Source organism: Paenarthrobacter sp. CC6 (assembly GCF_040560085.1).
Lineage (GTDB): Bacteria > Actinomycetota > Actinomycetes > Actinomycetales > Micrococcaceae > Arthrobacter > Arthrobacter nicotinovorans.
Window position 1 is genome coordinate 337,810 of sequence record NZ_JARDAN010000008.1, and the last position, 9,293, is coordinate 347,102.

Below are 9,293 nucleotides of genomic sequence, written 5' to 3' on the forward strand. Positions count from 1 at the left end.
GGTATATGGCTGGGGAGGAGGTTTCTGTTCAGTCACGATCTTCAGGAACTTGCCGTGACCGTGGTCATATTTGCTTCTTTGTTCGCTAGATTCTTCGTATGACTACTCAAGCGTCCGGCGATGCCCTCGTCTCCCTGAACGGCGTCAACAAGCACTACGGTCAATTGCACGTCCTGAAAGACATCAACCTCCAGGTCCGGAAGGGCGAGGTCGTGGTTGTTATCGGACCTTCCGGGTCGGGTAAGTCCACGCTGTGCCGTGCGATCAACCGTTTGGAAACGATCGACGACGGCGATATCGCCATCGACGGGAAGAAGCTTCCCGAAGAAGGCAAGGACCTCGCCCACCTGCGGGCCGACGTCGGAATGGTTTTCCAGTCCTTCAACCTGTTCGCCCACAAGACGATTCTTGAGAACGTCACTCTTGGGCCGATCAAGGTCAAGAAGGTCGCCAAGGGCACCGCGGACAAGGAAGCCATGGCCCTCCTTGAGCGTGTAGGTGTCGGGCATCAGGCTCCGAAGCTGCCGGCACAGCTTTCGGGCGGACAGCAGCAGCGTGTGGCCATAGCCCGCGCCCTTGCCATGAAGCCCAAGGTGATGCTGTTCGACGAGCCGACGTCCGCGTTGGACCCCGAAATGATCAATGAAGTCCTGGACGTCATGATCCAACTGGCCAAGGAAGGCATGACCATGATCGTGGTGACCCACGAGATGGGCTTTGCCCGCAAGGCTGCCGACCGTGTGGTGTTCATGGCCGACGGCCAGATCGTGGAAGACGCAACCCCTGAGGAGTTCTTCACCAACCCGAAGAGCGACCGCGCCAAGGACTTCCTGTCCAAGCTACTGACCCACTAGCTCCTTACAGCCCGCACCCCCGGCCGTAAGGCGGCCATCCAATGAAAGGAACACCATGAAGTCTCTTATTACCCGGAGGAAGTCGCTCCTGGTGGCCGCTTCTGCTGCTCTTGCCCTCACGCTGAGCGCGTGTGGCGGCAGCAGCACCACCACTCCCCCTGTCGCCTCGGCGAGCTTCGAAGCCGGTACCACCATGGAAAAGCTGAACAAGGCACAGAAGATCACCATCGGCACCAAGTTCGACCAGCCGCTCTTCGGCCAGAAGGGCCTGGACGGCAAGCCTGTCGGTTTCGACGTTGAAATGGGCAAGGCAATCGCCGCCAAGCTGGGCATCGCCGCTGACAAGATCGAATGGGTGGAGACCGTGTCGGCCAACCGCGAACCATTCATCGAACAAGGCCGCGTAGACCTTGTCATAGCGACTTACACCATCAATGACTCCCGCAAGGAAAAGGTTTCCTTCGCGGGCCCGTACTACGAAGCCGGCCAGGCTCTCCTGGTAAACAAGGATGACAACTCCATTACCAAGCCAGAGGACGTCAAGGGCAAGAAGGTCTGCTCCGTCACGGGCTCCACCCCTGCCAAAACCATCGTCGACAAGTACGGCGCCGAACTCGTTCCGGCAGCCAACTACACTGCTTGCCTGGAACCGCTCCGCAATAAGCAGGTTGTCGCTGTTACAACGGACAATGTGATCCTTGCGGGCTACGTCGACAAGGAACCGGATGCCTTCAAACTGGCATCCGAAGAAACCTTCACCAAAGAGCCCTACGGCATCGGCCTGAAGAAGGACGACACCGTCTTCCGCAACTGGATCAACGACCAGCTGGAGGAATTCGCCAAGGACGACACGTACAAGAAGGCCTGGGAAGCAACCGCGGGCAAGGTCATCAAGACAGTCCCCGACCTGCCGAAGATCGACCGCTACTAAAAGAACCGGTGGCTGTCGCCGTCCCCTGCCGGGGCGGCGACAGCCTTTCATCTTTAGGATTCAGTCCTTTTTCCGCCACAGACGAAGGAAGCCATGGACGCCATCTTCGAGAGCCTTCCCCAATATTGGGACGGATTTCTCCGAACCCTGTTCCTAGCTGTTGTTTCGGGCGTCATTGCCCTAATCATTGGCACCCTCCTGGCAGCAATGCGCGTGTCGCCCGTTGCCGCCCTGCGCGGTTTCAGCACGTTCTACGTTGAAGTCGCCAGGAACACTCCCCTCACTATTATTTTCTTCTTTTCCGCCATTGTGCTGCCCCGTCTCGGCGTCAAATTTGAACAGTTCGAAGTCGCGGCAATCATTGCTCTCAGCAGCTACACCGCCGCATTTGTCGCAGAAGCCGTGCGCTCGGGCGTCAACAGTGTTCCCGTGGGCCAGGCGGAAGCCGCACGCAGCGTCGGGATGACGTTCACCCAGGTCTTGGGGCTGGTTGTCCTGCCCCAGGCGCTCCGCACCGTTGTACCCCCCTTGATCAACATCATGATCGCGTTGGTCAAGAACTCATCCGTTGCCGGCGCGTTCTTCGTACTCGAACTTTTCGGCTATGGCCTTCAGCTGTCCAATAGCCGGGGCGACGCAGTCATGTGGATCCTGATCGGTGTGGCCTTCTTCTACCTCCTGATCACTGTGCCGCTCGGACTTCTTGCCCACTTCGTCGAGAAAAAGGTGGCGATTGCCCGATGACTTCCGTTCTCTATGACGTACCCGGCCCCAAGGCCAGGCGCATGTCCCTCGTCGCCTCGGTAATTGGCGCGCTCATTATCCTCGGTGGAGTGATCGGCGCCATCGTCATCCTGTCCTCGCAGGGCATCTTCAATGCCTCGCGATGGGAGGTCTTCGTCAACGAATCCGCCAAGGACGTCTGGACGCAGCTGGGCTTGGGTCTGCTGGCCACCCTGCAGGCCGCAGGTGTCGCCGCGGTGATCGCTTTTCCGTTGGGCGTCGCCTTGTGCCTGCTCCGAATATCACTGATTCCGTGGATACGTATTCCCACACAAGTGGTTCTCGAGTTCCTCCGCGGCATGCCGGTGGTTCTCATGATCTTGTTCGTACTGCTGGTGTTTGCCACGAGCCCGTTCGTGGCCGTTGTCAGCGGCCTCGTGTTGTATAACGCAGCCATATTCGCTGAGATCCTGCGAGCCGGCATTCAGTCCCTCCCGAAGGGGCAACGTGAAGCGGGCCTGGCGATTGGTCTTCGCAGCTTTCAATCGCGAATGAGCATCGAGTTTCCGCAGGCTATCCGGCGCATGCTGCCCTCGTTGGTGGCACAGCTGGTAGTTCTCCTTAAGGACACTTCCCTCGGGTACATCGTGGCCTACGAGGAACTCCTGCGTAAGGTGAAGCTCATTTCGGACCTCGAGCCCAGCCTCCTGTTCTCCGCCTTCTTTGTCGGAGCAGCCATCTACATCCTGATAAACCTCTCCGTTTCGCGCTTGGCCATTTGGATCGAACGCCGCGGATCCAGGAAGGCAGCCGGCGGCATGGCCTCCGCCATCAAGACGGTGGATCTCCAAGTCAACGCAGCGGGCACGGACAAGAAGTAGTCTCACGCACCTCGGCCTCGAGCTTATGCTTTCAGGACCGAGCCCACTGGACACGTAGATATTGATCTGACCGCAATATGTCCCTGCACCATTCATCGGCGCAAGGGGTGTCTTGAACGCCAATGCAACGAGGTCCCACGGCGGCAGCTGGGAAGTCTTGCACTCCCCTGCGAAGAAGGCCCGCAGCCAAACTGGCTGCGGGCCTCCTTCGCGTCATGGGCAGGTTATGCCGACGGCGCCAACCACGTCCTCAGTGCACGGAGGCACTCACGGATGGCGTCGGCGTCGACGTGTTCGTTGTCCTTATGCGCCAGCAGCGGATCGCCGGGGCCGAAATTCACCGCCGGGATTCCCAGCTCGCTGAACCGCGCGACGTCGGTCCATCCGTATTTGGGTTTCGGCTCGGCGCCCACCGCGGCAACAAAGGAAGCAGCCGCTGGGTGGTTCAGTCCCGGTCGCGCGCCGGCAGCGGCGTCCGTGCGGACGACGTCGAAGCCTCCCAGGAGATCGCGGACATGGGCCTCGGCCTCATCCGGGGTCTTGTCCGGGGCGAAGCGGTAGTTGATTTCCACCACGCAACGGTCCGGGATCACGTTGCCGGCGGTTCCACCGTTGATCTTCACCGCGTTGAGGCTCTCACGGTAGTCCAGGCCGTCCACGTTGATGGTCCTGGGCTCGTAGGCAGCCAGGCGTTCAAGAATCGGGGCTGCAGCGTGGATGGCGTTGACTCCCATCCAGGCCCGTGCGGAATGGGCCGTCTCACCGAGCGTGGTGGCCTCGAAACGGCTGGTTCCATTGCAGCCGCCTTCCACCGTGCCGTGGGTTGGCTCCAAAAGGATGGCGAAGTCACCCTTGAGCAGGTCTCCGTGGTTGCGGACCAACCTGCCAAGGCCGCTCTTGACCGCTTCCACTTCCTCGTGGTCGTAGAAGACGAAGGTGACGTCCTTGTCCGGCTGCGCTCCGTCGTCGAACAGTGTTGCCGCAAGGGCGAGTTGAACTGCGACGCCGCCCTTCATGTCAGTGGTGCCGCGGCCGTACAGGACACCCTCCCCCGGCGTGCCCGATTCCCAGGTTGCCGGTACAGTGCCGAGCGATCCCTCGACGGTGGGCAGGGGAACAGTGTCCAGGTGGCCGGCAAGGATCACCCGTTCAGCTCGCCCGAGTTCGGTCCGGGCAATAATGGCATCGCCATCGCGGACCACCGTGTAGGCAGGGATGGCGCGAAGGGCAGCCTCCACGGCATCGGCCAGTTCGGTCTCGTTGCCGGAGACGGAGTTGAAGTCGATGATCGCGGCCGTCAGCAGGGCAACATCCTGGCGCAGGTCAAGAAGGGCGGGAGCAGGGTTCAGGGTCACCCGTCCAGCTTAATGCCAACAAATGCGACTTCACCGGCATGAGACGCGTTTCAACCGACCTCCGCCTGCTGGATAGACTTGGCCCATGACTGAAACTGCTTCCTCCGCTGCGCCCGCAAACGCGCCCACCAACGATCGATCAGCTTACGGATTCGGCCTCGCCACCATAGCCACTTCGGCATCAGGGGAAGCAACCGTTCTGGACGTCTGGTTCCCGGCACCGTCACTGGGCGTTGCCGCAGAGACCCTGCGTGACGTCGACAACGCCGACCCCGCACTCACCGCACTGGCAGAAGAGGGCAAGGACGCCGACCGCGGCACCGAGCAGAAAGTGGTCTTCGCACAGATCGACCTCGACGCCGCCCCCGCGGACACGGCCGACGCCTACCTCCGGCTGCACCTCCTGTCGCACCGCCTGGTCAAGCCGAACAGCATCAACCTGGACGGCATCTTCGGAAAGCTCCCCAACGTGGTCTGGACCAACTTCGGTCCGGCCGCCGTTGACGGTTTCGAGCTGACCCGCGCCCGCCTGCGCAAGCGCGGCAACGTCGTGGTCTACGGCGTGGACAAGTTCCCCCGCATGGTTGACTACGTCGTCCCCACCGGTGTGCGGATCGCCGACGCCGACCGCGTCCGCTTGGGTGCCCACCTTGCCGAGGGCACCACGGTGATGCACGAAGGCTTCGTGAACTTCAACGCCGGAACCCTGGGCACCTCCATGGTGGAAGGCCGCATCTCCGCAGGCGTCGTGGCCGGTGACGGCACGGACGTCGGTGGCGGCGCATCCATCATGGGCACCCTCTCCGGTGGCGGCAAGGAAAAGATCGCCTTGGGTGAGCGTGTTCTCCTCGGTGCCAACTCCGGCGTAGGCATCAGCATCGGAGATGACTCCGTTGTTGAAGCCGGTCTGTACGTCACCGCGGGCACCCGCGTCCGCGTCCCGGGCCCCAAAGACGAAAACGGCGAAGACACCAGCCAGATCATCAAGGCTGTGGAACTCTCCGGCGTCCCCAACTTGCTGTTCCGTCGCAACTCCACCACCGGCGGCGTGGAAGTCCTCCCCCGCAAGGGTCAGACGGTGGAGCTGAACGAAGCGCTTCACGCCAACTAGCAGGAGGATATCCGTGCGCCGGTTCCGCCGCGCCATCGTAGCGGTGCTGGCTCTGGCCCTGGTGTCAGGCGCCATCTACGCGATCGTCGCTGTACTGCAGCGCTCCGAGACCCTGGTCACGGAGCGCTGCACCGCCGTCGTCGGCTCCGAAAGCCACGAGCTCGCCACGGACCAGGCTGCGAATGCTGCGCTCATCACTGCCATCTCGGTCAAACGTGGCCTGCCGCCCAGGGCCGCGAGCATTGCCTTGGCCACTGCCATGCAGGAATCCAGGCTGCGCAACATCAATTACGGTGACGACGCCGGCCCTGATTCCCGCGGCCTGTTCCAGCAGAGGCCCTCACAGGGTTGGGGCACCGAGGCGCAGATCATGGATCCGGTCTACGCGAGCAACGCGTTCTACGACGGCCTGGTCAAGGTTCCCGGCTACGAGACCATGGAAATCACCCAGGCCGCCCAGGCAGTCCAACGCTCGGCCTTTCCCCGCGCCTACGCCCAGCATGAGCCCATGGGCCGGGCCTTCGCATCCGCACTGACCGGACATTCGGCGTCGTCACTGAACTGCGAACTGCGCATGCCGGAAGCGGCAGGCGACCCTGCCGTCGTCGTGGATGAACTCACGACGGCGTTCGGCACCCAGGCGGCCACCGTCCAGGGCCGCACGGTACAACTGGAGCTGACGGGCACCCAAGCCTGGGCTGTAGCCCACTGGGCCGTTGCGAATGCAAAAGCCTTGTCCATCACGCAGGTGGATGTCGCAGGCCAGACCTGGAACCGCGAAAAACGCGATGGTTGGCAAGCTGGCGCTGCATCTTCGGATGCTGTCACCATCACAGTGTCAGCTCCCACCACGTGAGTTTTTGTACAGCTAATGCCCTTAAGAGCGCTCCTTAAGGGCATTAGCTGTACAAAAACTCCGTCAGGCGAGCATCTCAACCACGGGCTGGACGTAGCTTCGGAAGGCATCCGGCTGGGACATGAGCCGGTGGCTCATGATCATCGTGTCAGGCTCCAGGTACCACGCCCGGGGCTCGTTGAGCGGCAATTCGATGATGGTGAGGTCGAAATCCCGGGAGCTGCGGCCCACCTCCAACAGCCGGTCTTCCACCATTTCGCTGAGGACCTGGTTCAGGCCGCTTGCCGCGCGTTCGGCTTCAAGCCGGGCGTATTCGTCAATCCTGTCCGTGGCCCATCCCAAGGCCGAGCCGAAATGGGCTTGGAGGACCCTCTGGAGCGCCGGCGAGTTACCGAAAGCCTTGAAACTTGGAGGCTCGAGTTCGGACACCGGCTTGGGGTAGGACTTCACCAGGCTTTCCCACCAGGCTTCCCATTCGGTTTTGAGGGCGTTGATGCCGCCCACGTCGGAGGTGAGATGGCTATGGTCTGCGTGTCGGACTTTGGGGTCCGCGTGGGAGAGGCTCGGCTTTCCCGCGCCGTCCAGGCCGGCAACATCGCGCAAATACAGTGCGATGAGCATCGGTCCGGACGTGTCCATGGTGATGCGCCACCCTTGGCCGTCTGATACGTGCATCCCAAGACCTCCATCAGCAGGATACCGACATCACCCAGTCTATTCCTGATGGGCTGCCCTGTCCCATGCCGATAGCAGGGCTTTGGCGTACCGGCACTAGGACTCTGCAGGCTCCGCCAACGTCTTCAAGTGCGATGCCAGGACGTCACTGCATACCTCGGCCGTCATCCACTCAGGCTGAAGCAAGGCGTGCATACAGAGCCCGTCCAAGGTGGCCAAAAGGCGCTCTGCCTCCGTCACCAGGGTTTGCCTGGCACCGGCCTGGCCGGGGTTCAGAAGCAGGATGAGCCGCCCAATGGCGGCTGCCACGGTCCTGTGGCTCCGCTCAGCTTCCGGGGCGAGGACGGGCTTGATACGGGCGGCATGCCTGAAGGCCATCCAGACACAGGCGTCTACGGCGAGTTCCTCATCCAAAGGCAGGAACTGGCCGAGGAGATTCAGGACGGCTGCTTGGTGTCCCGGACTGCCGGCGACTTCCAATTCAACGTCGGACAGCGCCGTCTCGAGGCGCCCGGCGATGCGGTCAATGACGACCCCAAAGGAGAAGACCAGTAGTTCGTCGCTGCTGGCAAAGTAATGACGTACCGAGCCCACGGCCAGTCCGGCTTCGTCGGCTACTTCCCGGAGGGATGCCCGTTCCAAGCCATCGCTGGCAATGATCCGGAATACAGCTTGGACAACTTCCTGGCGCCGGGCTTCGGCATCAACAATTTTGGGCACCAGTCGTTTTTAGCACGAACGTGCTTCAACACCGCTCAATACGAAGCGGCGTGGCTCCGATTTCCGATAGCGTAGGGACCATGAAAATTCTTGTCACGGGTGGCACCGGCTACATCGGGTCCCACACCGTCTTGTCCCTTCAGGAAGCCGGCCATGACGTCGTCGTGCTGGATAATCTGGTGAACTCCAGCGAGGAATCCCTGCGTCGGGTGTCCGAGCTCACCGGCAAGAACGCAGCCTTCCACAAGGTTGACCTGGTGGATGAGCCCGCCGTCGAGGCCGTGTTCGACCAGCACCAGATCGATGCCGTGATCCACTTCGCGGGTCTGAAGGCTGTAGGAGAATCCGTCCAGGAGCCGCTGGCCTACTACTACAACAACATCGTTGGCACCCTCAACCTGCTCCGCGCCATGGACAAGCACAATGTGCGCTCCATCGTCTTCAGCTCGTCGGCCACCGTCTACGGCGAGCACAACCCGATCCCCTACATCGAAAAGATGGAAATCGGCGCCAACAACCCGTACGGCCGCACCAAGGAACAAATCGAGGACATCCTCTCGGACCTCGGTAACGCGGACGACCGCTGGCATATCGCACTGCTGCGCTATTTCAATCCAGTGGGCGCCCACCCCTCCGGCCGCATCGGGGAAGACCCGCAGGGCATTCCGAACAATCTCGTCCCCTTCATCGCCCAGGTAGCGGTTGGACGCCGAGAGAAGCTGATGGTGTTCGGCGGCGACTACGACACCCCGGACGGCACGGCCCAGCGCGACTACATCCACGTGGTGGACCTGGCAGAGGGCCACGTAGCAGCCCTGAACTACATTGCCGACCGTGCCGGCGTCCGGCGCTGGAACCTCGGTTCCGGCCGTGGGTCTTCCGTCCTGGAGGTCCTGCGGTCCTTCGAGAAGGCCGTGGGCCAGCCGATCCCCTATGAGATCACCGGCCGCCGTGCAGGCGACCTCCCCGCCTTCTGGGCCGACGCATCCTCTGCGCTGGCGGACCTCGGATGGTCCACCACCAAGACCGTGGACCAGATGTGTGAAGACCACTGGCGCTGGCAGAAGAACAATCCCTTCGGCTACAACGCTTCCTGAAGCAACGCGGGGTCACTTATGGCCCCTTGGAGGCCCCAACATGGGCCATAAGTGACCCCGCGTTGCTTTTAGGGGCGGGAACAACGACGG

At 61.9% G+C, this 9,293-nt stretch carries 10 protein-coding genes; 7 read left to right on the top strand and 3 right to left on the bottom strand.

Annotated features, from left to right (window positions below; all coding sequences use genetic code 11):
- Positions 1-98 precede the first annotated feature (98 nt).
- From PV760_RS10240 to PV760_RS10255, 4 genes are all read left to right on the top strand, one after another.
- Positions 99-854, top strand: coding sequence for an amino acid ABC transporter ATP-binding protein (locus PV760_RS10240; RefSeq protein ID WP_018776543.1), 756 nt, complete (start codon positions 99-101; stop codon positions 852-854).
- A 55-nt stretch (positions 855-909) separates the two neighbouring features.
- A complete protein-coding gene (locus PV760_RS10245; RefSeq protein WP_018776544.1) occupies positions 910-1,785 on the top strand; it encodes a glutamate ABC transporter substrate-binding protein in 876 nt (291 codons plus the stop codon).
- Between the two features lie 93 nt (positions 1,786-1,878).
- On the top strand, positions 1,879-2,529 hold the full coding sequence (locus tag PV760_RS10250; protein ID WP_018776545.1) for an amino acid ABC transporter permease: 651 nt from the start codon (positions 1,879-1,881) through the stop codon (positions 2,527-2,529).
- Entirely contained in the window at positions 2,526-3,389 is an 864-nt protein-coding gene (locus PV760_RS10255) for an amino acid ABC transporter permease (protein WP_018776546.1), read from the top strand. Before PV760_RS10250 ends, PV760_RS10255 begins: the two co-directional genes overlap by 4 nt.
- 224 nt (positions 3,390-3,613) lie before the next feature.
- On the opposite strand, the gene dapE is transcribed toward PV760_RS10255, so the two are convergent.
- Positions 3,614-4,744 carry a succinyl-diaminopimelate desuccinylase gene (dapE, locus tag PV760_RS10260; RefSeq protein WP_354627672.1) on the bottom strand — a complete coding sequence of 377 codons (1,131 nt, stop codon included), beginning with the start codon at positions 4,742-4,744 and terminating at the stop codon, positions 3,614-3,616.
- Positions 4,745-4,829: 85 nt separating this feature from the next.
- Between dapE and dapD the strand changes: the two genes are divergently transcribed.
- Both dapD and PV760_RS10270 read left to right on the top strand, forming a co-directional pair.
- The gene (gene dapD / locus PV760_RS10265; protein WP_064721641.1) at positions 4,830-5,855 is read left to right on the top strand and encodes a 2,3,4,5-tetrahydropyridine-2,6-dicarboxylate N-succinyltransferase; all 1,026 of its coding nucleotides are present in this window, start codon (positions 4,830-4,832) and stop codon (positions 5,853-5,855) included.
- A 13-nt stretch (positions 5,856-5,868) separates the two neighbouring features.
- Positions 5,869-6,711: a hypothetical protein gene (locus tag PV760_RS10270; protein WP_354627673.1), complete on the top strand. Its 843-nt coding sequence runs from the start codon at positions 5,869-5,871 to the stop codon at positions 6,709-6,711.
- 63 nt (positions 6,712-6,774) lie between these two features.
- On the opposite strand, the gene PV760_RS10275 is transcribed toward PV760_RS10270, so the two are convergent.
- Both PV760_RS10275 and PV760_RS10280 read right to left on the bottom strand, forming a co-directional pair.
- A complete protein-coding gene (locus PV760_RS10275; RefSeq protein ID WP_018776550.1) occupies positions 6,775-7,386 on the bottom strand; it encodes a hypothetical protein in 612 nt (203 codons plus the stop codon).
- A gap of 96 nt (positions 7,387-7,482) precedes the next feature.
- Positions 7,483-8,106: a TetR/AcrR family transcriptional regulator gene (locus PV760_RS10280; RefSeq protein ID WP_354627674.1), complete on the bottom strand. Its 624-nt coding sequence runs from the start codon at positions 8,104-8,106 to the stop codon at positions 7,483-7,485.
- Positions 8,107-8,186: 80 nt separating this feature from the next.
- On the opposite strand from PV760_RS10280, the gene galE reads away from it, so the two are divergent.
- Positions 8,187-9,203, top strand: a complete 1,017-nt coding sequence (gene galE / locus PV760_RS10285) for a UDP-glucose 4-epimerase GalE (RefSeq protein ID WP_039242247.1) — start codon at positions 8,187-8,189, stop codon at positions 9,201-9,203.
- The last annotated feature ends 90 nt before the right edge of the window (positions 9,204-9,293 follow it).

What these genes read in the sequence shown, in the direction of transcription:
- PV760_RS10240 (WP_018776543.1), top strand. Translation starts at nt 99, where the DNA reads ATGACTACTCAAGCGTCCGGCGATGCCCTCGTCTCCCTGAACGGCGTC.
- PV760_RS10245 (WP_018776544.1), top strand. Translation starts at nt 910, where the DNA reads ATGAAGTCTCTTATTACCCGGAGGAAGTCGCTCCTGGTGGCCGCTTCT.
- PV760_RS10250 (WP_018776545.1), top strand. Translation starts at nt 1,879, where the DNA reads ATGGACGCCATCTTCGAGAGCCTTCCCCAATATTGGGACGGATTTCTC.
- PV760_RS10255 (WP_018776546.1), top strand. Translation starts at nt 2,526, where the DNA reads ATGACTTCCGTTCTCTATGACGTACCCGGCCCCAAGGCCAGGCGCATG.
- dapD (WP_064721641.1), top strand. Translation starts at nt 4,830, where the DNA reads ATGACTGAAACTGCTTCCTCCGCTGCGCCCGCAAACGCGCCCACCAAC.
- PV760_RS10275 (WP_018776550.1), bottom strand. Translation starts at nt 7,386, where the DNA reads ATGCACGTATCAGACGGCCAAGGGTGGCGCATCACCATGGACACGTCC.
- galE (WP_039242247.1), top strand. Translation starts at nt 8,187, where the DNA reads ATGAAAATTCTTGTCACGGGTGGCACCGGCTACATCGGGTCCCACACC.